Origin of the sequence: Paraburkholderia terricola (assembly GCF_003330825.1) — a bacterium.
Taxonomy (GTDB): Bacteria; Pseudomonadota; Gammaproteobacteria; order Burkholderiales; family Burkholderiaceae; genus Paraburkholderia; species Paraburkholderia terricola.
Genome location: NZ_CP024942.1, coordinates 1,956,883 through 1,969,787, shown reverse-complemented (window position 1 = coordinate 1,969,787; position 12,905 = coordinate 1,956,883). Strand labels below are relative to the sequence as shown.

At 65.3% G+C, this 12,905-nt stretch carries 11 protein-coding genes; 5 read left to right on the top strand and 6 right to left on the bottom strand.

From position 1 onward, the window contains the following. The first annotated feature begins 85 nt into the window (after nucleotides 1–85). The gene (locus tag CUJ90_RS27385; RefSeq protein WP_422879709.1) at nucleotides 86–979 is read left to right on the top strand and encodes a LysR family transcriptional regulator; all 894 of its coding nucleotides are present in this window, start codon (nucleotides 86–88) and stop codon (nucleotides 977–979) included. Nucleotides 980–1,028: 49 nt separating this feature from the next. On the opposite strand, the gene CUJ90_RS27380 is transcribed toward CUJ90_RS27385, so the two are convergent. Beyond that, the gene (locus tag CUJ90_RS27380) at nucleotides 1,029–2,210 is read right to left on the bottom strand and encodes an acyltransferase family protein (protein WP_114164267.1); all 1,182 of its coding nucleotides are present in this window, start codon (nucleotides 2,208–2,210) and stop codon (nucleotides 1,029–1,031) included. Nucleotides 2,211–2,362: 152 nt separating this feature from the next. Next, nucleotides 2,363–3,247 (bottom strand): aldo/keto reductase family oxidoreductase, encoded by an 885-nt coding sequence (locus CUJ90_RS27375; RefSeq protein WP_114164707.1) that lies wholly within the window; start codon nucleotides 3,245–3,247, stop codon nucleotides 2,363–2,365. Between the two features lie 103 nt (nucleotides 3,248–3,350). Here CUJ90_RS27375 and CUJ90_RS27370 point away from each other — a divergent pair, with 103 nt between their 5' ends. The 4 genes from CUJ90_RS27370 to CUJ90_RS27355 all read left to right on the top strand — a co-directional run bounded on the left by CUJ90_RS27370 (nucleotide 3,351) and on the right by CUJ90_RS27355 (nucleotide 8,617). Beyond that, nucleotides 3,351–4,289, top strand: coding sequence for a LysR family transcriptional regulator (locus CUJ90_RS27370; protein WP_114164266.1), 939 nt, complete (start codon nucleotides 3,351–3,353; stop codon nucleotides 4,287–4,289). A gap of 278 nt (nucleotides 4,290–4,567) precedes the next feature. After that, nucleotides 4,568–5,815, top strand: a complete 1,248-nt coding sequence (locus CUJ90_RS27365; protein WP_114164265.1) for a sensor histidine kinase — start codon at nucleotides 4,568–4,570, stop codon at nucleotides 5,813–5,815. Between the two features lie 117 nt (nucleotides 5,816–5,932). Continuing rightward, nucleotides 5,933–7,903, top strand: coding sequence for an acid phosphatase (locus tag CUJ90_RS27360; RefSeq protein WP_114164264.1), 1,971 nt, complete (start codon nucleotides 5,933–5,935; stop codon nucleotides 7,901–7,903). A gap of 333 nt (nucleotides 7,904–8,236) precedes the next feature. After that, nucleotides 8,237–8,617, top strand: coding sequence for a DUF2917 domain-containing protein (locus tag CUJ90_RS27355; RefSeq protein ID WP_073427320.1), 381 nt, complete (start codon nucleotides 8,237–8,239; stop codon nucleotides 8,615–8,617). Nucleotides 8,618–8,689: 72 nt separating this feature from the next. Here the strand turns inward: CUJ90_RS27355 and CUJ90_RS27350 are convergent, their stop codons facing one another. From CUJ90_RS27350 to otnI, 4 genes are all read right to left on the bottom strand, one after another. Further along, nucleotides 8,690–9,280, bottom strand: a complete 591-nt coding sequence (locus CUJ90_RS27350; protein ID WP_083081209.1) for a hypothetical protein — start codon at nucleotides 9,278–9,280, stop codon at nucleotides 8,690–8,692. A gap of 170 nt (nucleotides 9,281–9,450) precedes the next feature. After that, nucleotides 9,451–10,653, bottom strand: coding sequence for a 3-oxoadipyl-CoA thiolase (gene pcaF / locus CUJ90_RS27345; protein WP_083081211.1), 1,203 nt, complete (start codon nucleotides 10,651–10,653; stop codon nucleotides 9,451–9,453). 431 nt (nucleotides 10,654–11,084) lie between these two features. Beyond that, nucleotides 11,085–12,065 carry a D-erythronate dehydrogenase gene (gene denD, locus CUJ90_RS27340; protein ID WP_083081213.1) on the bottom strand — a complete coding sequence of 327 codons (981 nt, stop codon included), beginning with the start codon at nucleotides 12,063–12,065 and terminating at the stop codon, nucleotides 11,085–11,087. 17 nt (nucleotides 12,066–12,082) lie between these two features. Beyond that, on the bottom strand, nucleotides 12,083–12,871 hold the full coding sequence (gene otnI, locus CUJ90_RS27335) for a 2-oxo-tetronate isomerase (protein WP_073427316.1): 789 nt from the start codon (nucleotides 12,869–12,871) through the stop codon (nucleotides 12,083–12,085). Between the last annotated feature and the right edge of the window lie 34 nt (nucleotides 12,872–12,905).

Sequence of the window (12,905 nt, the reverse complement as noted above, 5' to 3'; positions counted from 1 at the left end):
TCATTGCTGATCGTGGTGAGAAGCAAACACGATAGTTCCCGCCACGGTATATTGGAAATGAATTACCGATATTGCAGGTATTGCAATGAATAATCTCAGAAGGCTCGACCTCAACCTGCTGGTCACGCTCGACGTGTTGCTCTCCGAGCACAACGTCACCCGCGCGGCGGAACGTCTGAACTTCTCGCAGCCGTCGGTCAGCGTGCATCTCGCCAAACTCAGGGATGTCCTCGGCGACCCGCTGTTGCTGCCGGGACCGCGCGGCATGCGGCCCACGGCGCGAGCCGAGGCGCTGCGCGAACCCTTGCGGCAAGCGCTGGAGGCGCTCGAACGCGCGGTGGCGCCCGCCAGGCCTTTCGATCCCGCCGAGGCGACCCACACGTGGCGCCTCGCCGCCACCGACTACGCCGAATCGACCATCGTCCTGCCCGCGTTGGCCGGCCTGCGGGCGGCCGCCCCCGGCACGCGTCTCGCGGTCATGGAAGCTGTCCCGCCGCGCATCGCGAGGCAAGCGGAACAGGGCGAGATCGACCTCGCATTCCATACGAGCGAAGGGTCGCCCGCCGGGCTGCGAAGACGCGTGCTCTTCGCGGAGCGGTATGTGCTCGCGGGCCGCGCCGGCCACCCGCGCTTGAAGCGCCGGCCGACGCTCGCGCAGTTCCGCAAGCTGGAGCATGTGATCGTGTCGCCGGATGGCGGCGGCTTCGTCGGCATCACGGACCAGGTGCTTGCAAAGGCCGGCCTCACGCGCAAGGTCGTGCTGTCGGTGCCGCACTTCCTGTTCGCGATCTCCGCGCTGGCGAGCACGGACCTCGTGGCGATGGTGCCCGCGCGGCTGGTACGCGGCACCGGCGCGCTGCGAACCGTCGAGCCGCCCGTGGAAGTGCCGGGCTATGAGATGGCGATGCTATGGCATGAGCGCGCGCATCGCGACCCGGCGCATCAATGGCTGCGGGAACACATCGCGGCCTCGGTTTGAGAGCGCGCCACGCACGGCGTGTCAGCCAGCGCGCCGCCCTTCGATCGGATCAACCGGAGTCCATTCCGTGCGTCGGTCGAGCCACGGACTGCCCCGGCTTGCCGACGGAAAGCGGTGTCATCACCCTCGCGAGGCGCGCCTTGAGGCGCCTGCGCATCGGCTCTTCGTATAGTTTGAAGCAGAGCAGGCTCGCCACGATGCAGAACACGATCACCATCCAGCCGTTCGACGGTCCGAATCCAAGCATCAGCGACCAGAGCGCGAGGGGCATGTGAATGAGATACAGCGAATAGCTCGCGTCGCCCAGCCGAACGAGCGGCCGCCAGTTCAATAGGCCCACGACCGGCCGCTCCAGCAACGCGAGGCCGAGTATCAGCGCGGCGAACAACGGCGCGTCGAGAAAAAATGACGGCGCCGCCGGCCGCCATGCGCTGAGCCCCGTCAAGGCAAACGATGCCACGCCGATCAGCACCACGCCTCTACCGTGTTGCGACGTGCCGCTCGCCCGAAGCCGCAAATAGAAAATGGCCGCGGCGATCCCCATGACAAACTCGGAGAGCCGCGACAATGGCATCGAGTAGATCATCGCGCCGCTGCGCGAGACCGGCATATAGGCATGCAGAAGCGCGATCCACACGCCCGTCGCGAGCCACAGCGCGAGCGAGACAAGCGCGATCCGCGCTGCGCGCATGCGCGTGATCCGGCGCAGCAGAAACGGGAACAGCAGATAAAAGAACACCTCGCAGGAGACGCTGTCGGACGGCCCGTTCCACGGCTGCTTGATCGCCGAAAACGGAAACCAGCCGTTGATCAGCAGTAACTGGCATACGAGGCTAACGACGAGCGCCGGATAGACCGCTTCCTTGATTGCATACCACTTCAGCATCAGGGAGGCGTCGCCGGTATAAAGAAGATAGGCCACCACGGGAACGCACAGCAGCAGACCGAGCAGGATCATCGGATAGATCCGCGCGATCCGCGCTTCGTAGAACGTGCGCACGCCGCCGTGCCCGAGTTTGTCGCGATACGTGAAGGTGAGAATGAAGCCCGACAGCACGAAGAACAACGACACCGCCGAACGGCCGCCGTCGATGAAATCGAATATCGCCGACGGCAACGGCAGCAGATTGTTTTCCGAGTAGTGAGAGACGACGACCGCGAATGCCGCGATGAACCGGATACTCGTCAATGCGGGAAACGCACTGCCCGACTGATTTGAGTCCATCGCCATAGACCTCGCCTCCCGATTGCGCGCAACTCAATTTACCATTCGCAGCCGGGAAAACTCAGGCGCCGCCAAGTCATTCTTGCAGCAATGGCGGTAACGCCTGGTAGTTTGGCGTGACGCGGCTATCGGCGTGCGTCGGACTTCGCGCGGCGCGATTACGCTTTGTGGTCGGCTTTGCCGATTGCATCGAGTTCCGCATACACGTCATCGGTCAAACGCAATTGCGCGGCCTGCAGGTTTTCGTGCAAATGCTGGACCGACGACGTGCCTGGAATCAACAGAATGTTGGGCGCGCGATGCAGAAGCCATGCGAGCGCGGCCTGCATCGGCGTCGCGCCGATCGCTTGCGCGATGCCGGACAACGCCGACGATTGAATCGGCGTGAAGCCGCCCAGCGGGAAGAACGGCACGTAAGCGATCTCCTTGCCCGCCAGATCGTCGATCAGCGCATCGTCCTCACGATGAACCAGGTTGTACTGGTTCTGCACGCAGACGACCTCCGCGATCCGCCGCGCCTCGTCGATCTGTGCGGCGGTCACGTTGCTCAAACCGATATGGCGAATGAGCCCCCGCTGTTGAAGCTCGGCGAGCGCCGTCACCTGCTTTTCGATCGAGCCTTCGGCGGGAGCGTGCACGCTGCCCATGATCCGCATATTGACGACGTCGAGCACGTCGAGCCCGAGGTTGTGCAGATTGTCGTGCACCCCGCGCTCGATATCTTGCGGCTCGGACGCCGGCAGCCACGCGCCGTCGCTGCCACGCACCGCGCCCACCTTCGTGACGATCGTCAGGTTGTCCGGGTAGGGATGCAGCGCTTCGCGAATCAACTGGTTGGTGATGTGCGGTCCATAAAAGTCGCTGGTATCGATGTGATCGACGCCCGACGCCACGGCTTCGCGCAGTACCGCGAGCGCCGCGTCGCGATCTTTCGGCGGCCCGAAGACGCCGGGCCCGGCAAGTTGCATCGCGCCGTACCCCATGCGCCGCACGGGTCGACCGGCAAGCGAAAAGGTGCGGGTGGCGGAAGTGAAATTCGGCATGGCGCTCTCCTTGATGAACGATTGAGCGGCAGTATGAGCCGGTTGCGTTGTTAGATAAATCGGCTTAACGTGCACGGGTTGTTTAAAAATATGCACAATCGCCATGGAACTGAACGACCTTGCCGCCTTCGTTTCAGTCGCCCGCGCCGGCGGCTTTCGCGACGCCGCGCGCAGCAGCGGCGTGTCGGCATCGAGTCTGAGCGTCGCCGTGCGCCGTCTCGAGTCGAAGCTCGGCCTGCGCCTGCTGAACCGCACCACGCGCAGCGTGGCCCCGACCGAAGCCGGCCTTCGTCTCATCGAAAAGCTGACGCCCCTGTTCAGCGAAATGGAAGCCGCGCTCGACGTTCTGAACGGCTTCAGGGACAAGCCCACCGGCACGCTCAAGCTCAACGTTCCGCTGAGCGCGGCGCGCATCGACTTGCCCGAGGTCATCGCGCCGTTCCTGAAGGCGTACCCCGACATTCGCGTGGAAGTCGTGGTGGAAGACGGCTTCGTCGACGTACTCTCGATCGGTTGCGACGCCGGCATTCGCTACGACGAGCGGCTCGAACAGGACATGATCGCGGTGCCGATCGGACCGCGCGCGCAGCGCTTCGCCACCGCCGCCGCGCCGGGCTATCTCGACGCGCACGGCCGGCCCGGGCACCCGCGCGAGCTGCTTTCGCATGCCTGCCTGCGCGTGCAATTCGCGGGAGGCGCCACGCCGGCGTGGTATTTCGAGCGCGACGGCGAAGTGCTGCAGTTGAATCCGTCGGGGCCGCTGCTCGTGCGCCCCAGCGCCGCGATCGACCTGGCGATCGATGCGGCCATCGCGGGCGTGGGCGTGATTCATCTGTTCGAGCACATGCTGCGCCCGCATCTCGACAGCGGGGCGCTGGAGCCGATGCTCGAGCCCTGGTGGCAACGCTTTTCGGGGCCCTTTCTGTACTATCCGGGGCGCCGTCATCTGCCCGCGCCGTTACGCGCGTTCGTGGATTTTCTAAAGGCGCGTGACGCCGACGCGCACGCGCCCGCGGTGATCCACGCTGCAAGGCGCGCTTGAGCTCGCCCATCGCGGGCGGCGGAGTCGAACCTCATCGCGGTTGCGTCACCGCCACGCGAGCGCTGTTCCGCGAACGCCCATTGCGGCGATAATGACGCCAATCATCGGCGGCGGCGACGCGCTCTCGAACACCGGAGCGCAGCGCCCGGCGGCCAGGCGCCCACTCATCCCAGCCGAAAGTGCTTGCTCGCGAGGCGTCATGACCCGCCTTCCGTTCGACGCGTCCGGTGTGGTTCGAGCATAGACAAGTAGTAGAAACCCGATCCCGATGCATCATCATGACCGACACACGCGTTAGCCCGCTGCACCAATTCGCCGACTTCGTTCGCTCGGAGCGGACCCGACTGACCGGGCAATGGATGAAAGCCGTGTTCGGCGACGCCGACCTGGTCGAAGCGGACAAACTCACTTATCAGCAACTTGCGGATCACCTGCCCGACATTCTCGACGGTCTGTGCACCGCGCTCGATCTCGAGGATCTCGAACGGGTCGAGCCGGCGATCGAACGCAATGCGAGACAACACGGCAAGGTCCGCTGGCGCCAGGGTTACCGGATCGAGGAACTCGTGCGTGAGCTCGATCTCTTCCACCAGGTGCTCGTGGAAGCGCTCGAACAATTCGCCGAGCGTGACAGCACGTTCACGCGCCGCCACGAAAGCCGCGCCCGTCGCCTGATTGCGGAGACGCTCAGCATGGTCACGCTCACGTCGATCCGCGAGGTGGTCAGCGAGCGCGACCGCAAGATCGACGAGTACACCGGCCGGCTCGAACGCGCGAACCACGAACTGACGCTGAAACAGCGGCTCGTCAGCGATCTTTATGAATCGAGGATGCAGATCACGCGTAGCGTGGTGCACGATCTGCGCAACTTCCTGAATGCGTTTTCGATCGCGCTGCAATTGATCGAACGCGCGCCCGCCAAGGCCGACACCGCGTTGGCGCTCGCCAATCGCCAGGCCGCCGACATGAAACAGCTCGTCGACCAGATGGTCGAGTACTCCGTCGTACTCGGCGACGGCGCGCCGCTCACCCTGGAGCAGGTCGAACTGCGCGAACTTTACGACGAGCTCGCCGCCGCATCGCGCCCGGCGATCGAGGCCAAGGGGCTGGTGCTGCGCACATCGTTCGATCCGGCGCTGGGCGCGGTCACGTCCAATCGGCTCAAGCTGAAGCAGATCGCGGTCAACCTGTTGTCGAACGCGACCAAGTACACGACCTCGGGGCAAATCGAATTCAGCTTCGCGCTGGCCGGCGCCGATCACTGGTCGATTCGCGTGTCGGATACCGGCGTGGGCATCGCGCCTTCGGACAAGGACCGCGTATTCGACGAATTCGAACGCGCCGCGGGCGAGGACATTCCCGGCACGGGACTCGGGCTCGCGATCGTCAAGGAGCTGTGCCGCGTGCTGAACGGGCAGATCGATTTTGCGTCCCGCCAAGGCGTGGGCACCACGTTCGAAATCCGCTTCCCGTTGATGATCGTCGAGCCGCCGGTGGTGGATGCGCCAGCCGTCGATCCCCGGTAAAACCGCGGCGTTCATGCGGCCTGCAAGGTCCGGGATGCGTCGGCAAGTGTAACGTTAGCTTCATGCGGCCCCGCTAGACTGCGCGCTTTCTTGCGCAACCTTACGGACACGGCCACCATGCATTCGTCGCAATTCCTTCGCTTCAGTCTACTGCTCGTCGCCACGAGCTCCGCACTTCTGCTCGGTGCCTGCGGCGGCGACGGCATCGACGACGGCACCCGTTCGGCCGCGACGGTCGCGGCCGTGCCCGCTGCGCCCGCCGACCCCGGCTTTGTCGACAGCGCGCCGGTACAAAGTTCGGTGGCCGCGTTCGTCGACAACGCGTTCAGCAACCAGCGCGGCGACGCGCGCTACGCGACGATGGAAACCAACGCGGGCGTGCGCGTGCTCAACGGCTTTCGCACCTTGTGGCAACCGTTGACGGATATCGTCGACGCCGGCGTCAGCGCGCCCGCCGTGGGCAGTTTCCCGGCCGTCGTGGCTTCCACCTGGACCGGCGTGCCGAGCGACGGCACACCGAACGGCACCGCGTTGAACCCCACGGTGCTGAACGCGAACGTCCAGTATGTGGTCACCGCCACCACGCAGCGCACGGCCGCGCAAGCCGAGGCCGCGTATTACGACGACCGCCGCGGCAAGGGCTACAGCGTCTCCGACGGCATGGGCCCGCTCACCGCCGCATGGCGCAGCGCCGCGCAGCAAACCAGCAGCATCACGAGCATTCCGGCGAACGCGACCACCACCGTGTACAACGACAGCGGCAACAATACCGGCGTGAGCGGCACCGCGAATGCGCAGTTCGGCTCGGTCGTCAGCTTCATCAATGCGATCGGCACCAACGGTTCCACGGAACCCGCGAAGCGCTTCTACAAATATGCGCGACCGTACCGCTGGAGCAGCAGCGTGATCGTCGCGCCGACGCTCGTGCCCGCCGAGAGCGCCACGCCGTCGACCGATGGCGGCTTCCCGAGCGGCCATTCCGCCGAAGGCGTGCGCGACGCGCTCGCGATGGCTTACGCGTTGCCCGAGCGCTACCAGGAAATGCTGAGCCGCGGCCTCGAACTGGGCGAGAACCGCATTCTCGCCGGCATGCATTCACCGCTCGACGTGATCGGCGGACGCATCCTCGGCGAAGCGGTGGTCGCCGCGAACCTCGTCGATCCGAACAACGCGACGCTCAAGCAGGCGGCCTTCAGGCAAGCGCATGACACGCTGTACACGCTGACCGGCACGAACGCCGCCACGTTCCGCGCGTTCGCCGAATCGGGCACGCCGGCGAGCGACCGCTTCGCGGATTACGCGGCCAACAAGGCCAACTATCTGCGCCGCCTGACGTTCGGCTTCGCGCCGAGCGCCGCGACCACCACGCCCGCCGTCGTGCCGAAAGGCGCGGAGGTGCTGCTCGAAACGCGCCTGCCGTATCTGAGCGCCGACCAGCGCCGCGTCGTACTCAAGACCACCGCCCTGCCGTCCGGTTTTCCCGCACTCGATGACGCCGAAGGCTGGGGGCGTCTGAACCTGTTCGCCGCCGCCGACGGTTATGGCGCGTTCGCGGGCAACGTCGTCGTGTCGATGGACGCCGCGCAAGGCGGCTTCAACGCAGCCGACACGTGGCGCAACGACATCTCGGGCGCCGGCAAGCTGACCTTCAACGGCACGGGTTCGCTCACGCTCGCGAGCTCGAATACGTATGGCGGCGGCACTCAGGTGCAGGGCGGCGTGCTCGTGGCCGGATCGGCAAACGCATTCGGCACGGGCGACGTGTATGTGAGCGGCGGCACCGTGGCCGTGAACGCAACGTCGCGTGTGAAGATCGGCGGCAAATACACGCAACTGGCGGGCGGCACACTGGAGATCGATCGCGGTGCGGGTGACCAGGGACGGCTTGCGGTCGGCGGGCAGACGTCGATCGTCGGCGGCACGCTGCATGTGAAGTTCGCCGCCGGCTTCACGCCGAAGGTTGGCGACACGATCGCCCTGCTCGATTGCAACGGTCTGCAAGGCCGCTTCTCGACGGTCACGGTGGACGGCTTCAAGGCCACCGCGCTTTATAGCGCGTCGGGCTTGCAGATTCATCTCGACGCGTGAGCACAAGCATTCGCGGGCAACCCGACTGCACCGCGACATATCCCCGACATGGATTGTTGCAAGCCGCGGCGCGCGCGCCGATGAACGAACTACGGCAATCTGTCATTGACAAGCCATGCGGCAAAACGGCACACTCGTTTTCATGTTGACGCACACCTCCATCGCCGTAGCGATTAAAAACCCAAAGCGAGCCATCATCGGCTGGCCATTGGGAGCATGTGCGCGTTAGCAGTCTGAATCTGCGACACAAGACCCCAAAGGCCCCGCCGGTAACGGAAGGGGCCTTTTGTTTTGTGGGCGCCTCTGTCTGCCGGCTCAATGACGGAGAGCAAGATGGATCAGGCAAGCCCGCAGTGCATGGACGACGATTCGAGTCTGTATGCGTGTCAGCAGGACGAACGTCTGCCGAAAGTGGTGGTGCATTTTTCCGTGATGCCAGGCGCCACGCTGACATGGCGCGTCGACGCCGACAGCACGCTCGCCGTACAGGGCGCGCGCCTCTGGCTCACCCGGGTCAGCTCCCCTTACGATCATTGGCTCGGTCCCGGTGAGGAGTTTCGGCTGCAACGCGGCGAACGCGTTTGGCTCAGCACGGACGGCGAACGCGCCGCGCGCGTCTCGCTCACGAGTGCGCTGCCGGCGAAAACCGGTGCGTTCAGGCGTTGGCTGGGGCGTCTCGCATGGTTGAGCCTGGGCCCGCCCGCGCCGCGTTAGCCTGCCCGGCGCACCGCGAATCGGTGCGCCTTATGGCGGCCCTATGGCGTCTCATTGCGACTTATGTGCGCCTCATTGCGCCGCTTGTTGCGGCGTCACCTGCACGGCCGCAGCCGAGACGAATACCGCGTGTATCGTGTCGCCGGCCTTGATGTCTGCCAGATCGACCTCGGGACTGACTTCGAGCGTTTGCGTCCGGGATGCGCCGCGCAGCGTGACGAGTCGCCTGGTCCGATCGATCTTCTGCACGGTGGCGAGTGTTTCGATCTCGCGCGTCGAATCGAGACCGCCCGAGGCCGGCGCGTATGCCTGCGTATCGACGCGCTCACGACTGCCCTTTCCCTTGCCCTTCGCGGTCACTTTTTCCGCCTTCACGAGCAGGGCATTCTTGTAGAGCACGTCTACCCGATCGCCCACCTTCAGTTGATCGAAAGCGGCGACTTGCTGGCCCACCAGCACGATCACCGTGTTGCCTTGCGGACCCTTGAGCGTGAGCGCACGGCTGCCCGGATCGATGCCGACGATCTCCGCCTTCACGTGCACCGGCTCCACGGCGAGCGCGTGTCCTTGCGCGGCGCTGGCCATCGCATCTTGCGCGCACGCCGGCTGAGCCACCGCGAGCGCCGCCGCTATCAGCGTTGCGGTAATCGTCGCTAGTTTCATTGACGCTCTCCTTGAAAAATCGGTTCGATCCGGCGTGATGGCGATCGTGAATCAAGCATAGATCCATCGAGCCGCGAACCCATGCGCCGCATCAAATGAAACAGCCCCGTCGCATGCGTGACGGGGCTGTTCAATGAGGCTGCGCTTCGGCTCGAATAACGCCTAAACCATCACACGCGTTCAATAGCAATCGCAATGCCCTGGCCGACGCCGATACACATCGTGCACAGCGCGAACCGTCCCTGCGTGCGCTGCAACTGATACATCGCGGTGGTCACCAGACGCGCGCCGCTCATGCCAAGCGGATGGCCGAGCGCGATCGCGCCGCCGTTCGGGTTCACGCGGGCGTCGTCGTCGGCAACGCCGAGCGTGCGCAGCACCGCAATGCCTTGCGAGGCGAATGCCTCGTTCAGCTCGATCACGTCGAACTGGCCGATGCTCATGTTCAACCGCGCGAGCAGCTTTTGCGTGGCGGGCGCCGGGCCGATGCCCATCACGCGCGGCGCGACGCCGGCCGTTGCAATGCCCAGCACGCGCGCGCGCGGCGTGAGGCCGAAGCGCCTGGCCGTTGCTTCGTTGGCGAGCAGCAGCGCCGCCGCGCCGTCGTTCACGCCCGACGCATTGCCCGCGGTCACGGTGCCGTCGGCGCGCACCACGCCCTTCAGTTTGCCTAGCGCTTCGAGGCTGGTTTCGCGCGGATGTTCGTCCTGCAACACCGTGATCGGATCGCCCTTTTTCTGCGCGATCGTCACGCCGACGATTTCCTGCGCGAGCGCGCCGTCGCGTTGCGCGCGCGCCGCCTTCTGCTGGCTGCGCAGCGCGAACGCGTCCTGATCGGCGCGGCTGATCTTGTAATCGGTCGCGACGTTTTCGCCGGTCTCCGGCATCGAATCGACGCCGTACATCTGCTTCATCAACGGGTTGACGAAACGCCAGCCGATCGTGGTGTCGTGAATGTCGGCCTGGCGCGAAAACGCGCTGGCCGCCTTGCCCATTACGAACGGCGCGCGGCTCATGCTTTCGACGCCGCCCGCCACCATCAACGCGGCCTCGCCCGACTTGATCGCGCGCGCGGCGATGCCGACCGCGTCCATGCCCGAACCGCACAGGCGGTTCACCGTCGAGCCCGGCACGTCTTGCGGCAAACCGGCCAGCAGCAGCGACATGCGCGCAACGTTGCGGTTGTCTTCACCGGCCTGGTTCGCGCAGCCGTAGATCACGTCGTCGATCGCGCTCCAGTCGACGTTCCGGTTGCGCTCCATCAGCGCCTTGAGCGGCACGGCGCCCAGGTCGTCGGCGCGCACCGACGACAGCGAACCCGCATAGCGGCCGATGGGGGTGCGAATCGCGTCGCACAGGAATGCTTCGGTCATGTGATGTCTCCAGTTGATAGGCTGCGTGCGCCGCGCCGTGATGGACCCGCACCCCGGACCCGCACCCCGCGGTGCGAGAGGTAAAGCACGGCGGCGCGGGCGAGATGCGCCGACGTACCGGCTCCGCGAACGCAACGGAAATCGGCTGCGGGGCAGCGGTGACGTTGGATCAGCTTAGCGCAGGATGGTGGGCGACGCGTTCGGGATTTACCAGAAAGTTCGTTATATGAACGCAATGGCCGTATATCGAACAACTTGGCACGATAATAGGCGCGTGGCCGAAAGCATGTCAAGCGCGGTCAGGCCCGCACCAGGGAATACGTGCGGGCCGTCTATTGTTGTGACGAGAGTCGGAGAAGGATCGGAAGATCGACGCGTTCGCGCCGGCGAAAGTGCGCTCGGGGCCGCCGGCACGAAGCTTTTGAAGTGTTTCAGCGAATCTGGATCTGTTCGTCCGCGATATAGCTGCGGATCACGTCGGCGAAACTGCGCTCGCCGGTAAGGCCCAGGCTTTCGGCGCGCGACGTATCCCACCGCCCCGGCCAACTGCCGACGATCTTTTCCACGCGCGCATCGCGCTCCCACACGATCCGCTTCACGGCCTCCTCGCCCGCGACCTCGCGCAACGCGGCCACCATCTCGTCGACGCTCACCGAGATGCCCGGCAGGTTCAGCACGCGCTGGTTGCCGAGCAACGCGGCGTCGAGTTCGAGCCCGGCGATCAGGCTCTCGATCGCCTTGCGCGGCGACAGTAGCCACAAGCGCGTCGCGCCCGCCACCGGACACACGGCCGCCTCGCCGTTCAACGGCTCGCGGATGATGCCGCTCGCAAACGACGACGCCGCAGCGTTCGGCTTGCCCGGCCGCACGCTGATGGTGGGTAGCCGCACCACGCGGCCGTCGACGAAACCGCGCCGCGCGTAATCGTTGAGCAGGAGTTCCGCGATCGCCTTCTGCGCGCCATACGACGACTGCGGCTTCAACGCGGTATCGTCCCGCACCATATCGGGCAACTCGCCGCCATACACCGCCACCGAACTCGTGAAGAGCACGCGCGGTTGGTGCCCGCGTTGCCGGCAAACTTCGAGCAGCAGCCGCGACGCATCCAGATTGATGCGCATGCCGAGATCGAAATCGGCTTCGGCTTGCCCGCTCACGATCGCGGCCAGATGAAAGATCGCCGAGGTCCGCTCGTCGATCACGCGTTCCAGCACGCTGCGCTCGGCGATGTCGCCCACTTCCGCGCGCACGCGGCTGTCGCCGAAATCGCTTGCGCGCACCACGTCGAGCAGCACGAGTTCGGTAATGGCTTGCGGCTTGCCGTCCGCGCCCTTCAACGAACCGCGCGCCAGCAGTTCACGCGCGAGGCGCTGGCCGAGAAAACCCGCGCCGCCGGTAATCAGTACTTTCATGATGTTTTTCGTCTCTCTTAACAGGCGTTATGCAGATACGGCTCCAGCCAGCCGAGGCCCGCTGACGTGCCGGCACGCGGCCGGTATTCGCAACCGATGTAGCCGTCATAGCCGAGCGAGTCGATCAGATCGAACAGGTACGGGTAGTTCAATTCGCCGACGTCGGGCTCGTGCCGCTCCGGCACGCCGGCGATCTGAATGTGGCCGATGCCCGCCATATCGCGTTTGAGTTTCACCGCGAGATCGCCTTCGACGATCTGGCAGTGATAGCAGTCGAACTGCACCTTCAGATTCGGCGCGCCCACTTCCGCGCAAATCGCCTGCGCGTCGTCCTGACGGTTCAGGAAGAAGCCGGGGATATCGCGCGTGTTGATCGGCTCGATCACCACCGTGACGCCGTCGGCTTGCGCGGCCTTCGCGGCATGGGCGAGATTCTTCAGATACACGTCGCGATGCCGGGCGCGCGATTCGTCCGCGCCGATCAGCCCGGCCATCACGTGCAGCTTGCGATTGCCGATGACTCGCGTGTAGTCGAGCGCCGTATCGACGCTGCGGCGAAATTCGTCCTCGCGGCCCGGCAGCGAGGCAATGCCGCGCTCGCCCGCGGCCCAGTCGCCGGGCGGCGCATTGAAGAGGGCCTGAGTCAGATCGTCCGCATCGAGCCGCGCCTTGATTTCGCTGGCGCGGAAATCGTAGGGAAACAGAAACTCGACCGCCTTGAAGCCGTCTTTTGCCGCGGCGGCGAAACGGTCGAGGAAGGCGTGCTCGTTGTACATCATCGTCAGATTGGCGGCGAAGCGAGGCATGGCAGCAACTCCTTTGAAACGGATCGGCGCGCGG

What these genes read in the sequence shown, in the direction of transcription:
- CUJ90_RS27385 (WP_422879709.1), top strand. Translation starts at nt 86, where the DNA reads ATGAATAATCTCAGAAGGCTCGACCTCAACCTGCTGGTCACGCTCGAC.
- CUJ90_RS27380 (WP_114164267.1), bottom strand. Translation starts at nt 2,210, where the DNA reads ATGGCGATGGACTCAAATCAGTCGGGCAGTGCGTTTCCCGCATTGACG.
- CUJ90_RS27375 (WP_114164707.1), bottom strand. Translation starts at nt 3,247, where the DNA reads ATGCCGAATTTCACTTCCGCCACCCGCACCTTTTCGCTTGCCGGTCGA.
- CUJ90_RS27370 (WP_114164266.1), top strand. Translation starts at nt 3,351, where the DNA reads ATGGAACTGAACGACCTTGCCGCCTTCGTTTCAGTCGCCCGCGCCGGC.
- CUJ90_RS27365 (WP_114164265.1), top strand. Translation starts at nt 4,568, where the DNA reads ATGACCGACACACGCGTTAGCCCGCTGCACCAATTCGCCGACTTCGTT.
- CUJ90_RS27360 (WP_114164264.1), top strand. Translation starts at nt 5,933, where the DNA reads ATGCATTCGTCGCAATTCCTTCGCTTCAGTCTACTGCTCGTCGCCACG.
- CUJ90_RS27355 (WP_073427320.1), top strand. Translation starts at nt 8,237, where the DNA reads ATGGATCAGGCAAGCCCGCAGTGCATGGACGACGATTCGAGTCTGTAT.
- CUJ90_RS27350 (WP_083081209.1), bottom strand. Translation starts at nt 9,280, where the DNA reads ATGAAACTAGCGACGATTACCGCAACGCTGATAGCGGCGGCGCTCGCG.
- pcaF (WP_083081211.1), bottom strand. Translation starts at nt 10,653, where the DNA reads ATGACCGAAGCATTCCTGTGCGACGCGATTCGCACCCCCATCGGCCGC.
- denD (WP_083081213.1), bottom strand. Translation starts at nt 12,065, where the DNA reads ATGAAAGTACTGATTACCGGCGGCGCGGGTTTTCTCGGCCAGCGCCTC.
- otnI (WP_073427316.1), bottom strand. Translation starts at nt 12,871, where the DNA reads ATGCCTCGCTTCGCCGCCAATCTGACGATGATGTACAACGAGCACGCC.